Below are 14,194 nucleotides of genomic sequence, written 5' to 3'. Positions count from 1 at the left end.
CGATCTCAACACCGCGCACAAGCGTAAACGGCTGCACCGTCCTTGAGAGGAGCAGCTGACGTTTCGCGGGTGAAATATAAGCCCAGTATAGGGAAAGCATATACTGGGCTTATATTTTAAAAAAGCCCGAGACGCCCCTCTCGAAGCATCTCGGACCAGCTCAACCTCTCACCCGAACTAAATGGTCCTGGCAATCAGTTCAGACAACTGACGGGCAATTCCTGCCGGCCCCGCCTGAAGCTGCTCTTCGGTAAATCTGCAGCGTACGAACGTCTCATCCATATCAAGTGCCTCTGCGAACAGCCCACCCAGCCCGCGAGCTCTCCGGTCAACCTGTAGCAGCAACTCAAGCTCACGATCCGAAGAGAAGAACATCACTTCCAGCTCATCCAGCTGGCCGCGGAACTGGCTCGTTGGCACAAACTCAAATTCCTGCACGAACGGCATACCGCCGCCGTGGCGAGGAGAATATTCGCATTCGGCATTCCGCAGACGGAACCCGAGCAAATCGAGAGCATGAAGCACCGTATTAATACCGCTTGTAGGCAGTACGTCAATTCGGTCGTTATCCCCTGGATCCACGCCTCCGCGAACATCCAGCTCCGTCTTCACCCAGACTGGCGCACGGCCGATGGTAAGCGGCGTTTGATACGGCAGACGGAACGAGAACGGTACCTCTTTTGTCTCCCCTGCCTGCAAAGTGAATGGAGCGGCGTTGACATGGAAACGTCCGACCTCCCCATGCGCCCTAACTTTATGATCATTACTTTCACGGATGTATTCGGTCATGACCGATATCTGTATCGTGTCTATGTTTTGTGCAACGCTGCCTCCTCGGATATTGACTACACCACGAGCCTCTTCACCAGGTACATATTGCGACTTCTCCAGAAGTGTATCGAGCTTGGCGGAACCAATTCCAATACTGGCCAATAAACGATTAAACATATCATCCATCCCTTCATTCATAATAATAGGATTTATTAAAATTGCCTAAGCCTATTACGGGCGATCGGTGATGGAGGTTGCATTTTATCAGCGTGTTATTTGCCTCTTCCTGGATGCAGACTTTCTATCAGCCGCAAGATCGTCTAATATAGTAGAGTAGATTTTATAGAGCTTAGCAATAGTAGGAAGCATATGCATTCGAATTATTTGTAGGAGGGATTTCTTCATGAAAAAAATTATTCAGGAATTCAAAGAATTCGCCATTAAAGGGAACGTGATCGATCTTGCAGTTGGTGTCATTATTGGCGGCGCCTTTGGCAAAATCGTCACTTCGCTCGTCAACGATATCATTATGCCTCCCATCGGACGGATGCTCGGCGGCGCGGACTTCAAGGATTTGTTCATCAATCTCGGCTCCGACAAGCCTCTGCCGGAAGGCGTTACGATACATACCTTGGCCGATGCGACCAAAAACGGCGTAGCCGTTATCGCTTACGGCCAGTTTATTAACGTATTGCTGGATTTCCTTATCGTTGCGGCTTGTATCTTCATGCTTGTGAAAGGAATTAACATCCTGCGCCGTATTAAGCCGGAGGATGCCGCTGCTCCCGCAGAACCTACCGAGAAGGAATGCCCGTACTGCTTGTCCCAAATTCCGATTAAGGCTACACGCTGCAAGCACTGCACCTCGGTCTTGGAAGAAGGAACAGCCGTCAGCAATTAATTTCATGGCAAAAAGGTGGCTCTCTCCATGGCAGAAGAACGCTTCGATATCTATGATGAACAATTAAATCCGCTTGGCACAGCGAGCCGTTCTGAGACCCATGCGCTTGGCTACTGGCATCGTTCCTTCCATTGCTGGCTGACACGCCGCGAAGGGAACCGCCAATACGTGCGGTTCCAATTGCGGCAAGCCGGGAAGGATACCTATCCCGGCTGTTACGACATTACGGCAGCCGGTCATCTAACGGCCGGCGAGACCGTGCAGGATGCTGTACGCGAGATCGAAGAAGAGCTTGGCGTAGCTGCCCGCTTCGAGGATCTGATCCCGCTTGGTGAGGCACGCAAGGAAATGTCAGGCGAAGTAAGAGGCGTGCCATTCATTGACCGCGAGGTCAGCGACGTCTTTGCGCTTGTATGCTCCTTGCCGCTTGACGCCTTAAAGTTGCAATTCGAAGAAGTGGCGGCTGTATTTGAGGCCGACGTTGAACAGATGATCCGCTTGTTCGAGGGAGAACTGGCGGAACTGATTTGTGAGGGCGTTGAGCTAACGGCTGCAGGTGAGCGATCCAAGGTGAAGCGAGCCGTCCGAGCTGCTGAATTCGTGCCTCGGGAATCGAGCTACTACGCGTCGATAATGCGGGCATTGTGCGATTGTACGTAACGGACACACCGCTTGGAAGCTGCTGCTTGCCGCGGCTGTCCGACCGGACTCCCCAGGCTGCTTCCCAGTTCCGGTACCATTGATCAACCATGCCATGGATGTTGTAGAACTCGGTCTGCCTTGTGCAGAGGTCAAAGTTATCGATCTCCGGGTTGTTATACAATCGCGCAGCGGTGGCGTGGATACAGCCGTGAACACCGCTGTACTCTATAAACCGGCCGAACTCATCAAGCGTGCTGAACGAGCGCGGATTATACATGATCCGGTACAAGGCCTGCTGGTTCATGCACGGTGCCTGCATAATGCCCGCAGGCATCTGCTGCCAGCCGGCAACAACCCGTTTGTCATATCCCACACGGTCAAACCAATCATACACCTTATTAATAAAGTAGCGGTGGAACCGTAAAAACTGCTCACCGAACCCCGGCGGCGGCATTGTTCCCGGCGTCACATGATACTGATGATGCCATACTGTATGCTCCTCCAGCCATTCCCTTGGGAAGTTCGGAATAATAGGCATGCTCATTCGCCTCCTGTGTCAAGCGATATCTTACATATCGTATGCGTAGGCGGATGAATAAGTGTAGAAGTGTCCGGTTAGCCCAAAAAAAGAAAGGCACGGGGGTTCAATTCCCTTCATCAGCATTCTTATAAAGCCAGCAACAGCGCGGGTTCCGGGGTTTCGGAGCATCGCGCTTTATTTATTGGCCATGTACTGAAGCCCTCTCACTAAGCTCCATAGTTTCATAGAATAAAGTACGATGTTATAGCGTAGAGCGAAGGAAGTGGCGGTATGTCATGGGAGAATATTACGAATCTCATCGATCCCCGGTTAATGATTGTTGTGGCAGCCTGCTGGGTAATCGGTTATATGCTGAAGCAGACACCGATTGTGCCTGATTGGACCATAGTGTATGCGGTAACGGCGGTAGCCATCCTCTGTTCCTGTCTCATCTTAGGCTTTCATGTGGAAAGTGTACTGCAGGGTATTTTATGCGGAGCCTTTTCCGTGTACGGAAGCCAGCTGGTGAAGCAGACGTTTATAAAAAGAGGAAAGGGATAAAGCCTTTATCGAAGCACTTCGAAGATGAGCGAACGCGGATGAATTGAAAAAGGCACAGCTATCCGAAGAGGACGGCTGTGCCTTTTGTATGTTAGTGCTGGATTACACCGCAGGCTACGCGGCTGCCAGAATTGCCTGATGGGTCTGTCTTATAGTCATCCGCTTTTTCATGAATAACAAGCGCGGTGCCGGCCACTGGAAGCAGCGAGTTTGGCGCCTCTGTGTCGAGCGTTACATTTTTCGAAATAATCTCGGCCTTCACAGTGCCGTCTTTTTCTACCGTAATATTCGGCAGATCGCCGTCATGGAAGCCTTGCGGATTATCAAAGCCATGCTGTTTGTTCTTCGGATTCAGGTGCGAGCCGGCGGATTCGAAGGACGGCGCCTCGCATTTTCCAACATTATGGAAGTGAATGCCGTGAACGCCTGGAGTAAGCCCTTTAGCCTCCAGCTTCAGATGCACGCCGTCCTTTTCCTCCGTCAATACGACAGTTCCAATCTGATTCCCTTTCGTATCGGTAAAAGCAGCTTTTGCTTCCATCACATGACTGCGCGTGTGGTGGCCATGTCCTTGGCTTGCCATTGCTGCACTGGAAAACCCGCAGCTTGCGACGAGGAAGCCAAGCGAACACAGCATCATTGATTTGTTCATGTTATCCTCCTTGGGGCGTAATTTCCAAGTTATCTTTTACCAGGAAGAAGATAAATATTCATTCGTTGCCTAAATATTTTGCTCTATAAATATATACCTCGATTAATTTATGCGTTTCGACTAAGTCAGCCGTCCATACCTCTCTTTCAAATCTGAATAGTATAAAAGCAGACTCTCATATTTTGTTTGAGAGTCATTGAAGGGAGGAAAATATATGAGTTGTGGTTGTGGTGTTGGTTCTAATGGAGGTTTTAATAGAGGATTTGATGGAGCTCCGAGCATTCTATTCCGTCTCTCTCCAGGGGTACGTGTAGATGTTGTATTTGACCATACTGGTCCACGGGGGCTCCAAGCCACTTTCCTTGGACTTGAAAGAAATTCCGCACTGTTCTTGGTCGATAATGAAGTCTTGTTCATTAATCCTCGTAGTATTCAAGCAATCTCGTTGCATCGTTAGTAGATCAGCCTTGTCGTTTGCTAGCAAATATTTTTATGAGAATCATTGAAGGAGGATAAATATATGAGTTGTGGTTGTGGTTTTAATGGTGGGTTTAATAGTGGGTTTGGTGGAGCTCCAAGCATTCTATTCCGTCTCTCTCCAGGGGTACGTGTAGACGTTGTATTTGACCACACTGGTCCACGTGGGATCAATGCTACATTCCTTGGATTTGAAAGAAATTCTGCACTGTTCTTGGTAGATGGTGAAGTCTTGTTCATTAATCCTCGTAGTATTCAAGCAATCTCGTTGCATGCACCTCGAAATTGTTAATCTCGTAAAATCCATTAATTCATTAGTAGATTAGCCTTGTCGTTTGCTAACAAACTCTCATATCTTGTATAAGGTTCATTGAAAGGAGGAAAAAAATATGAGTTGTGGTTCTGGTTCTGTTGGAGGGTTTGGTGGAGCTCCAAGCATTCTATTCCGTCTCTCTCCAGGGGTACGTGTAGACGTTGTATTTGACCACACTGGTCCACGTGGGATCAATGCTACATTCCTTGGATTTGAAGGGAATTCTGCACTGTTCTTGGTCGATAATGAAGTCTTGTTCATTAATCCTCGTAGTATTCAAGCAATCTCGATTCATGCACCTCGTTAAGTCAAATCCATTCTGTAGGTGCCTATTTAAAGGGTACGGAATATAATCCGTACCCTTTTACCATGAGATGCACAGCCCTGCCAAGGCATTACATTTTGGAAAGGAGAGTAACACTAAATGAGTAAAGAAGATGAGTTCGTAGACTTCCGAGACCAATTGAAAAAATTGAAGAATGGGAAAAAAAACAAAAGCAACTGGGATCAAGACGATGTAAACGATGTGATAAAGCGTGTGAAGTCTGAAATGATGCCAGTTATTAAAGCATTTGTTGATACTGATCGTACTTTAGAAATGCAATCGAATAGATCTCGAGCTATTTATATCTCATATGCAAACTCAAGGATATTTGGCCTATGGGTGTCGGCAACCAGTTTAGATCGCATCAACATCGATGCTGTGTTTGATTCGTATTCGACCCGTATATACTCAGGAAGTTTCATCGAAAAAGAGATTAAAACCGCAGTTCAAAATGCACTTTTAGATTGGTATCGCAGAATTATCTGAATGTAAGAGATACATTGATTTGACAACTTAAAAACCTTCCGCAAATTTCGCGAAAGGCCCCGTATTATGGGGCTACGCACATCCGTATACTTGCGCGGAATGCGTAGCCCTACGTATGATCATCCGTAACACTCAACGTCGACAAAACGTTGATTTAACGGACTTTTTCGTAAAATGGTGCTGATGAAGGAATTGAACCCCCGGCCTACGCATTACGAGTGCGTTGCTCTACCCCTGAGCTACATCAGCTAGACAATTTTAGGATACGAACTTCCGGAGTAAATGTCAACTGGATTCCTTCCATATTCAGGAGCGGAGCTCTATCGCGATTCCTTAGCCGAATTCGACATTTTGCCGCTTTATTCGTTATTTCCCGAGGAATAATGATCCAGAATCTGCTCCAATACCCGCCCGCATTCGGTTACCGTCTGCCACCTGCTGTCAAGCAATCCTCTCACGAAGCTCCTGATTTCCGACTTAAGCGTAAGTTCCTCCTCCCAACTCCGTTCCTTCTCGCCCTCCTGCGGCGTATATCCGGCATACATCAGGAACAGGAAGAGATGCCCAAGCCCATATAAATCGCTGGTCCGATCCGGCTGGCGCATGCGAAACTTCACGGCTCCCCAGCTGTCCGCGAAGCCGCTTGGCGGTCCGGCAGCGTCTCGCCCGGCAGGGTTCTCTTCACCAATCCTGCAGGCCAAGCCTAGGTCAATCAGATAAATTCCCTTTGCACTCATCATAACATTCGGGATTCGCACATCCCGATGCACATAACCCGCTTCATGCAGATACTGCAAGGGAGATAACAAAGCCTCTATGATGCGCAAGGCTTCCTGCTGCGTGAACGTTCTTCCTTCAAGCAGAATAGCTTGTTCTGCCGTGACGCCTTCTACATAGGTCATAACAAGCGCCTCTTCCCGGCGGTGAACAACCCTGTCCAACTGCTTCGGCATCTGCGGATGTTCAAGCTTTTGAAGTATATCGCCTTCCCGCTCCAGCAATCTCCGGCCGGTATCGCGCTTGCTTGGTTTTGCCCGCTTCAGAAGAACGGCTTCGCCCCTCCGCAAATCCGTCGAGCGATAGGCCTGACCGTAACTGCCCATCCCCAGAAATTCCTCGATCCGGTATTTCCCGCCCCAGACCATCCCCTGTCTTAGAGGGTAGTCCATCCAATTATTTATCCATTGCTTCCACCAGATAGGAATCCCTCCCTGCCTTCACATACGGGAGCAGATCCGCTTTGGTTCCTCATTCCAAACGCGGAATAAACGAAGATGAACGAAGATGAACGAAACCTGCTTTTTACAAATGCGTATTAATTTATAAGTCTGAGGTGTTTCAAATCAGTGAAATAGACTTAATTAAAGGTACACGCTTACGAAGTACGAATCATCTCATATGGCCTGAATACGGCCATTAGTATGATAATTCATTTTAGGAGGTCATTAACATGATTAGACACTTGTTACAACGACTCCTCGGTTCCGTTACCGGCAAACATTATAATAAACATGGTCAGCAAGGAAACTATGGACAAGGACACTACGGCCGCAGCAGCAGTGACTACAAAAAAGGCAATTATTACCCACCTCAGCAAGGACATGGTCACGGCCATTACAAGAAAAAATACGGCAGCTACAGCAGCAGCTAATTGTTAAGAAACTGTTAGTAAACTAAACAATAACCTTATGACCATTTTATAAGCGGCTAAAACGTTTCTAGTAAACTGGAAAAAAAGACGAGTGGAGGTGTGAATGGTATGATGAAAATCATTACATTCAAAGACCGTTCGGTTCCCGTTTATTACGTTAACGAACAGGCAGCTTCCGTTGAACAACTTCATCATAAATTGTATGAGATGGAATTGAACTTCGATTTCCGTAAGAAATGGAAACGTATTTCGAAGGTAGAGGTTGTCCGCGATGTTGCGATTTTCCAATATAATGACGGAACCAAGCTGTATCTGGAAGTAAGCTAAACCCTGACCCTGCAAATACGAAAGCCCTGAATATTCGCCTAAGGCGAGATATTCAGGGCTTTTAGATTTAATCCGCTTAAAGGTTCATGCCGTTTGCGGTGATTTGCGAATGATTGACATGTCGAGCAGATCCGGCTGCATTGGCGAGCCAAGCAGGAAGCCTTGTACAAAGTCACATTCCCACTCGCGCAGCAGCTCGTACTGCTCTTCGTATTCAACGCCGCCTGCAATCACGTCGATCTCCAGCTTATGCAGGAGCCCAATCATTGCCTCCACGATATGACGCTCTACACTAGGAACATCAATCTGCTTAATGAAAGATTTACTGATCTTCACGCTGTTGATCGGCAGCTGCTTCAAGTTAACTAGAGAAGCGTAACCCTCGCCAAAATTATCTAACGTAATTCGTACGCCTAATGCTCGCAGCGCACTAAGAACGGATAATATTTTGTCCGTGAAATGTAGAATGACATCTTCCTTCACTTCAAGCTCAAGCGATGACGGCTCGATGCCAGCTTCACTGAGGACATGAGACACCATCTTGCAGAATGCTCCATCCATAAGCTGAACATGCGATATATTAACTGAAATAACTAATTCCTTTTGGCGGTACTCCTGCATCCCGGCAAGCATCCGGCACGCCTCCTGCAGCACCCATTCTCCAATCGGTACAATAAGTCCGCACTGCTCAGCAATTGGAATAAATTCTCCCGGCCAGATCGTACCCAATTCTGGATGATTCCATCTGATCAGTGCCTCAAAGCCGCGGAGACGTCCGCTGTCTGTGCGGAAGATTGGTTGGAAGCTCAAATGGAACTGGCGTAAGTAGAGGGCCGGACGAAGGGCTGCGCCAATCTCCAGCCAGCGGTTCATCTGCTTGGTCTCTTCTTCGCTGTAAAAGGTAATACGATTGCCGCCCTGCTCCCGCGACTTGAAGAGTGCTGTCTCGGCATGACCAAGCAGCCTTTCACTGGTGCGACCATTTTGCGGGAACAGGCATGTTCCAATACTGGCCGTGAGGTTGAGCTCGGTACCTTCATACTCAATCGGGTACTGCACTGCATATTTCATCGCTTCAACCGCACCTGCACATTCCGCCTGCGAATAGCCGAACTCTCTAGCCATAAGAAAAGTATCGCCGCTGATTAAGGAGACGAATGCTACATCCGATCCCGCCTGCATTAACCGCCCGCCGATACTCTCAAGTACCTGGTTGCCTGCTTCTAAGCCCTTAGCCTCATTCACACCATAGAAACGATCGATCTGAATCAACGCCACTACGAGCCGCTGACCTGTTGCCCGCGCGCGACTCAAAGCCACCTCCAGCTGAGCATAAGCCTCCTGCCGTTCAGGTAAACTGGCCAAATGCACGATTGCTACACCATCCTTTTGTCATAACTGTTAATCCTATAGTCCCATATAAGTATTAGAAAAATAGCGGATTGTTCTTTAGAAGTATGTTAGGTATTTGTGCGGTCGCCGGGTAGACACAAAAAAGATCACCTTGCAGCGGAGGTGATCTTCCAGTCGCTTACATTAGTCATGCTCCTGAACAGAATCCAGGTTATCGGCTGTATACTTGTAGCCAAAGCCCCATACCGTACGAATTAAACGGGGCTCTCTTGGATTTTGCTCTATTTTTTTACGAAGGTTTACGATATGAACGTCAATCGCTCTATCCGTCACAAAAGAATCAAACCCTCGGATCGTATTTATTAATTCTTCTCTGCTAAATACCTTGCCTGGGTGGGATAAGAAGAGCTTCATCATCTCAAATTCAGAAAAGGTCGTCTCGATCAGCTTGCCTCTTACAAGGAGCATCCTGCGCTCAGCATCGAGTTGTATCGGTGCAAAGTCGGCTTCAACCACTTCTTCAGCGCTCGCAATCTCAGTGTTACTAAAATGGGAACGCCTGATCAAAGCTTCTACTCTTGCCGTCATCTCGTGCATGCTGAATGGCTTGCACATATAGTCATCTGCTCCCGCTTTCAAAGCTTGAACGCGTTCAGATACTTCGCTCTTCATTGATAAAATCATAATAGGCACATGCGATCGCTCACGAATAGAGGCGCAGACTTCCATACCATCCAAATCAGGAAGCATCAAGTCAAGCAGAACGATATCAGGAACAAACTCCTGAACGATCCGCAAACCACCTTCAGCAGTCCCCGCTTGCCTAACCGAATATCCTTCTTCTGACAAGTACATCGACAGCATATCCCTCATCATGACGTCATCTTCAATTACTAAAACTTTATTCACCGGCGCCACCCCCTTAGGGAAAGAAGATTCCTGTCAAAAAATATAAATCTATCTCTACTATACAATACGAATAGAATGGTTAACAATAAAATGTTAGCAAAATGTTAGGAGATATTGTCGAACTGTGAAACCGCTTTATTCCGAAGTCCAGCTATTACTTGCTCCAGTTCCTGCTTAAGCTGCCCTGCAGCGGTCCTCCAATCCTCTTGAGCATCCTCACGCTTCAAAATCTCATTTAACAATGCCGCTGCCTGCACTACATCATTAGCTGACAAATGGCTTGCTGCTCCCATGAGCGTATGAACCATCCGTTTAGCGTTCATATACTGGCCGTTATCCAGTTCATGAATAAGCTTATCTGCGAAATCCGCATAATCTTTCTCGAAATGGTCGAGCATATGCCGCAGAATGGATATTTTGCCACTTACTCTAGCAAGTGCCGTCTCGATCTGAATGCCTGGCAGATTCGGCAGCGAATGACCATCCGTACGCCATGATGTTTCCTGCAGTAACGGGAACTTCTTTTTAGTTAACAGATTCGTAATAGCCAGATACAGCTGTTCGGAATCAAGAGGTTTAGTTACCACGCCATTCATACCAAGCTGCAAATAATGCTCATGATCCGCGCGAAGGGAATTGGCCGTTACCGCAATAATCGGCAGCTGCTCGTATCTGGAATCGGCTCGAATAAGCTTCGTAGCCTCCATGCCATCCATCTCCGGCATATGAATATCCATTAGCAGCAGCTGCCAGTTCTCTTGCTCCAGCTTCTCCAGCACTTCCCGGCCGTTCTCGGCAAGCCCTACCTCGAAGCCCCGCTCCTTCAGCAGCTCAATCGCAACCAACTGATTAATATGATTATCCTCTGCAAGCAGAATTCGCACTTTGTCATTCGAGTCTGCGGCTGCCGCTGTCTCAAGCGCCCCGCTTTCCCAATCATTAGACTTAGCCTGCCTCTGATCGAGTGTGCCGCTTAAGGCGTGGAATAACGCATGGCGGGTCACTGGCTTCGTTAAAATGGCATAAGGCCGGCCGGAGTCCGGCATTTGCATAAGCTCGTCCCTGCCGAACGAGGTCGTGAGCGCAATCGTCTTCACCCCTGCCGCCGAAGCTTGCTTGTGGAACTCCAGCCATGTCTCGGCACCGTACATATCGGGCATCTCCATGTCCAGCATAATCAGCTTCGGCATGGTCCCAGCACCCATCCGGCGCAGCTTCTCCCTTGCACTTCCCCATGAGGAGAAAGGCACTGGTGTTAAACCAAAGGACTCCGTAAGCTCACTCCAATGGAGCCGCATCTCGTCGCTGTCCTCTACGATCCAGATTGGCTGCTCCTCCAGCTCCTTGCTGATCAACAGCTCTTCTTCCACAGATGCAGGCAAGACAGGGAAAGTTAGAGCAAAGCTGAACCGGCTGCCAATCCCTGGCTCGCTATCTACCTGCAGCCTGCCGCCCATCATTTTCACCAAGGCGTTTGCGATGACTAGACCTAATCCGGTACCTCCATATTTACGGGTCGTTGATCCATCTGCTTGTGTGAACGGGAGAAACAGTTTGTCGATCTGCTTCTTGGTCATGCCGATTCCCGTATCCTCGACTGTGAATTGAAGCTTCAGTCCATCTGGCCCCTGCTCTGCCATCTTCAGGATTAGCTTCACATATCCACGCTCGGTGAACTTAATGGCGTTCATACACAAGTTAAGCAGGATTTGCTCTAACCGCATCTGGTCGCCAAGGAGAGACGACGGTAATTTTTCCGGCACTTCAAAAATAAATTCAAACTGCTCTTTGCCGCCCATAAAAATGCAGAGCTGATCCGTCAGACGGCTAAGCAGCTCCTGTGGATGGAAGGCAATCCGTTCAACCTCAACTTTGCCCGCTTCAATCTTCGAGAAATCAAGCAGATCGTTAATAATGCGAAGAAGGGATTCGGATGAGATGCCAAGCTTATCCATATAATCCTTCTGCGAAGGCGACAGTCCTGTCCGGCGCATAAGCTGCGACAGGCCAATAATGCCGTTAAGCGGTGTACGAATCTCGTGGCTGACCATGGCGAGGAAGCTGCTTTTTGCCGCATTCGCCTGTTCTGCTTCCTTCGTTGCACGAATCAGCTCTTCTTGAATGTGCTTCTGCTCGGAAATATCACGGGCAATACAAGAGAAGTAGAATTCACCGGTATTCTCATGTGCATGAGCAACGATAACCAGGGATACATTGATCTTCTCCCCTGCCTGCGTCAGAAGCTCGGCTTCCCCTTCCCAGTAGCCGGACTTCACGGCAACTCGGGAGCCTTTTATTAAATAGACATACATAGAAGGCTCTACGTAACTCTTGTAATCTTTGGGCTTGTAGTTCAGCGGCAGTCCAAGCATCCGTTTACCGGCTTTATTAATGTAGATCACACTTCCGTTATGATCGATCGAAGCAATCAAATCCTTGGCCGAGCCGATGATGTCGAGCAGAAGGTTGCGTGACTTCTCCACTCTAACCTCTTCAGAAATATTGTAAGCCATGCCGAGGATCCCGGTCAGACGACCCTGCTGATCCGTCAATCCGTTAGAGAAGTGGCGAACCGGAATTTTGGTTCCATCCTTATGTACAAAGGTCCATTGCCGCTCATAAGAGAACTTCACTTGACGGAGCATCTTGAACACTTCCAGCCCCGGCTCTACATGAACACCTAGCTTCTCAGACAACAGCTCCGCCTCACGGCGAATTTCATCCGGATCCATGAACAGAAGAGGTGTCGCATGACCCATCAATTCCTCTGTCTTGTAGCCGATCAGCTTCTCAGCGGCCTGATTCAAGTAAGTAACACGATAATTTTCATCGAGCAATATAAAGGAGTATTCGTTCTGCGTAATAATCGCTTCAAGCCGGCCGAACATATCCTTCAGATGCTCCATCATTCCGTTGACCGATTCAGCCAGCTTGCCAACCTCGTCACCCGGCTCCTGTGACAGATGCTCTGCCTCAAACTGGCCGTCGGCCGCTTTCTTCGTGACGATAAGAATCTGTCTTAACCGGTTAATGATTATGCTGAAATATAACGTGAAAAGAATGACGATAACGATCTCAGATAACACAATCGTTGCGAACGTCCACCATAATACTTTCGACAAGCCTTTATTCAAATTTTCCTTCGGAATCTCCAGCGCGGCATGCCATGGAGCAGCACTATCCACATCCATATAAAACAGGACATGTTTCCCTTTCCCTCGCATGACCTCCATTTTGCCGGACGGCTGAAGCAGCTTATCCAGCTTGAGACCAGTCTGTCCGTCAAGAAGTCCTGCGCTTAGCTTAACGCCTGCAGTTGTGGAATAAGAGTGGAACAGAACGACTCCCCGCTCGTTATACAGCCAGAATTCAGATGACGGATCTTTATCAACAAGAAAATAAGGCGACATCGTAGACATTGGCATCGAGGCATACACCACGCCGCTAACCTTGTTCGCTTGATCATACACCGGAATAACAATCAGGGATTGTTTCAATTCATCAAAGGACGGCATGAACAAGTCCGTTATCGTTGAACTGCCTTTGAGCGCCCCTTGGAAAAAGGCTTGTCCGCTCATATCAACCGGTTCGCCATTTGTACGAATGCCTCGTCCATTCTTGTCTATGTACCCTATCGCATGATAGGTATAATCGGAGCGGAACAGCTCCTGCCTAAAATATTTCAGCTTATCTGAATCACTGCCGAAGCGAACCACATCCGTCCGGCTCATCACAACAACCTCAGCACGCCTGATCTGCAGCCAGGATGCCAAGTAATTGGCACTAACACTCAGACGGCTGGCCGTTCTCTCGGAGGCGGTGTGGATCATTTCTTTCTTAATAGATATGTAATTAATCACTCCCGCGATGCCGAGGGGAATGAAAGTGATTAAGACGATGATCAGCAGGCCCTTGGTCCGCAGTGATAAGTTGTTCACGAGTGATCCCTCCCAGTAAATCTACATGTATTATATCGTCAGGAGGGGGGAGAATCGATAGACGATTTGGAGGTGCGCAGTTTTGAGAATCAGGTGGCTCATTGCGGGAATGTATCTCCTTCCGGCTGCTGTTGTGATCATGAAATTTTGATTGAACTCGCTTCAGCGAGATTTCACGATCACAAAGGCAGGCGCTGCGCTCCTCCAGGAGATACATTCCCCTCCAATCGTCCTCGATTCTATGGGGAACATAAATAAGCCGCCTCCGTTCCTTGGCGGCTTACAGCCAAAACCTCCAAAATACTTGAACCTTGCAGGCTATGAGCCTGCCTTGTAGTGATTCTACGTAAAACCAAAACAAGCAAAAC

Annotated in this window: 15 protein-coding genes and 1 tRNA gene; 9 read left to right on the top strand and 7 right to left on the bottom strand. The window is 48.2% G+C overall.

The annotated features are described in order from the left end of the window. Positions 1–177: 177 nt before the first annotated feature. Positions 178–948, bottom strand: coding sequence for a sporulation protein (locus AB4Y93_RS14615; RefSeq protein WP_441893115.1), 771 nt, complete (start codon positions 946–948; stop codon positions 178–180). A gap of 226 nt (positions 949–1,174) precedes the next feature. Here AB4Y93_RS14615 and mscL point away from each other — a divergent pair, with 226 nt between their 5' ends. The 4 genes from mscL to AB4Y93_RS14595 all read left to right on the top strand — a co-directional run bounded on the left by mscL (position 1,175) and on the right by AB4Y93_RS14595 (position 3,395). Further along, the gene (mscL, locus tag AB4Y93_RS14610; RefSeq protein ID WP_441893113.1) at positions 1,175–1,672 is read left to right on the top strand and encodes a large conductance mechanosensitive channel protein MscL; all 498 of its coding nucleotides are present in this window, start codon (positions 1,175–1,177) and stop codon (positions 1,670–1,672) included. A 27-nt stretch (positions 1,673–1,699) separates the two neighbouring features. Continuing rightward, on the top strand, positions 1,700–2,332 hold the full coding sequence (locus AB4Y93_RS14605) for an NUDIX hydrolase (protein WP_441893111.1): 633 nt from the start codon (positions 1,700–1,702) through the stop codon (positions 2,330–2,332). 94 nt (positions 2,333–2,426) lie between these two features. Further along, positions 2,427–2,738 carry a hypothetical protein gene (locus AB4Y93_RS14600; RefSeq protein WP_441893109.1) on the top strand — a complete coding sequence of 104 codons (312 nt, stop codon included), beginning with the start codon at positions 2,427–2,429 and terminating at the stop codon, positions 2,736–2,738. Positions 2,739–3,125: 387 nt separating this feature from the next. Continuing rightward, positions 3,126–3,395, top strand: coding sequence for a phage holin family protein (locus AB4Y93_RS14595; RefSeq protein WP_441893107.1), 270 nt, complete (start codon positions 3,126–3,128; stop codon positions 3,393–3,395). Between the two features lie 91 nt (positions 3,396–3,486). On the opposite strand, the gene AB4Y93_RS14590 is transcribed toward AB4Y93_RS14595, so the two are convergent. Next, positions 3,487–4,047 (bottom strand): superoxide dismutase family protein, encoded by a 561-nt coding sequence (locus tag AB4Y93_RS14590; RefSeq protein ID WP_441893105.1) that lies wholly within the window; start codon positions 4,045–4,047, stop codon positions 3,487–3,489. Positions 4,048–4,261: 214 nt separating this feature from the next. Between AB4Y93_RS14590 and AB4Y93_RS14585 the strand changes: the two genes are divergently transcribed. The 3 genes from AB4Y93_RS14585 to AB4Y93_RS14575 all read left to right on the top strand — a co-directional run bounded on the left by AB4Y93_RS14585 (position 4,262) and on the right by AB4Y93_RS14575 (position 5,648). Next, positions 4,262–4,504, top strand: a complete 243-nt coding sequence (locus AB4Y93_RS14585) for a hypothetical protein (RefSeq protein WP_441893103.1) — start codon at positions 4,262–4,264, stop codon at positions 4,502–4,504. A gap of 409 nt (positions 4,505–4,913) precedes the next feature. Further along, the gene (locus AB4Y93_RS14580) at positions 4,914–5,144 is read left to right on the top strand and encodes a hypothetical protein (RefSeq protein ID WP_441893101.1); all 231 of its coding nucleotides are present in this window, start codon (positions 4,914–4,916) and stop codon (positions 5,142–5,144) included. Positions 5,145–5,261: 117 nt separating this feature from the next. Next, positions 5,262–5,648: a hypothetical protein gene (locus tag AB4Y93_RS14575; RefSeq protein WP_441893099.1), complete on the top strand. Its 387-nt coding sequence runs from the start codon at positions 5,262–5,264 to the stop codon at positions 5,646–5,648. Positions 5,649–5,823: 175 nt separating this feature from the next. Here AB4Y93_RS14575 and AB4Y93_RS14570 read toward each other — a convergent pair. Both AB4Y93_RS14570 and AB4Y93_RS14565 read right to left on the bottom strand, forming a co-directional pair. Further along, positions 5,824–5,897: transfer RNA gene (locus AB4Y93_RS14570), tRNA-Thr, on the bottom strand. 110 nt (positions 5,898–6,007) lie between these two features. Next, entirely contained in the window at positions 6,008–6,817 is an 810-nt protein-coding gene (locus tag AB4Y93_RS14565) for a serine/threonine protein kinase (RefSeq protein WP_441893097.1), read from the bottom strand. A 281-nt stretch (positions 6,818–7,098) separates the two neighbouring features. On the opposite strand from AB4Y93_RS14565, the gene AB4Y93_RS14560 reads away from it, so the two are divergent. Beyond that, positions 7,099–7,299, top strand: coding sequence for a hypothetical protein (locus AB4Y93_RS14560; RefSeq protein WP_441893095.1), 201 nt, complete (start codon positions 7,099–7,101; stop codon positions 7,297–7,299). Between the two features lie 108 nt (positions 7,300–7,407). Further along, positions 7,408–7,626, top strand: coding sequence for a hypothetical protein (locus AB4Y93_RS14555; protein ID WP_167278445.1), 219 nt, complete (start codon positions 7,408–7,410; stop codon positions 7,624–7,626). A gap of 84 nt (positions 7,627–7,710) precedes the next feature. Here the strand turns inward: AB4Y93_RS14555 and AB4Y93_RS14550 are convergent, their stop codons facing one another. The 3 genes from AB4Y93_RS14550 to AB4Y93_RS14540 all read right to left on the bottom strand — a co-directional run bounded on the left by AB4Y93_RS14550 (position 7,711) and on the right by AB4Y93_RS14540 (position 13,826). Then, entirely contained in the window at positions 7,711–8,997 is a 1,287-nt protein-coding gene (locus AB4Y93_RS14550) for a putative bifunctional diguanylate cyclase/phosphodiesterase (RefSeq protein ID WP_441893093.1), read from the bottom strand. Positions 8,998–9,162: 165 nt separating this feature from the next. Next, a complete protein-coding gene (locus AB4Y93_RS14545; protein ID WP_441893091.1) occupies positions 9,163–9,888 on the bottom strand; it encodes a response regulator transcription factor in 726 nt (241 codons plus the stop codon). Positions 9,889–9,992: 104 nt separating this feature from the next. Then, positions 9,993–13,826 carry a response regulator gene (locus AB4Y93_RS14540; protein WP_441893089.1) on the bottom strand — a complete coding sequence of 1,278 codons (3,834 nt, stop codon included), beginning with the start codon at positions 13,824–13,826 and terminating at the stop codon, positions 9,993–9,995. Between the last annotated feature and the right edge of the window lie 368 nt (positions 13,827–14,194).

Origin of the sequence: Paenibacillus sp. YAF4_2 (genome assembly GCF_052113225.1) — a bacterium.
Classification (GTDB): Bacteria; Bacillota; Bacilli; order Paenibacillales; family Paenibacillaceae; genus Pristimantibacillus.
Note: the sequence above shows the minus strand (reverse complement) of the source record. Positions and strands in the feature narration are given on the sequence as shown.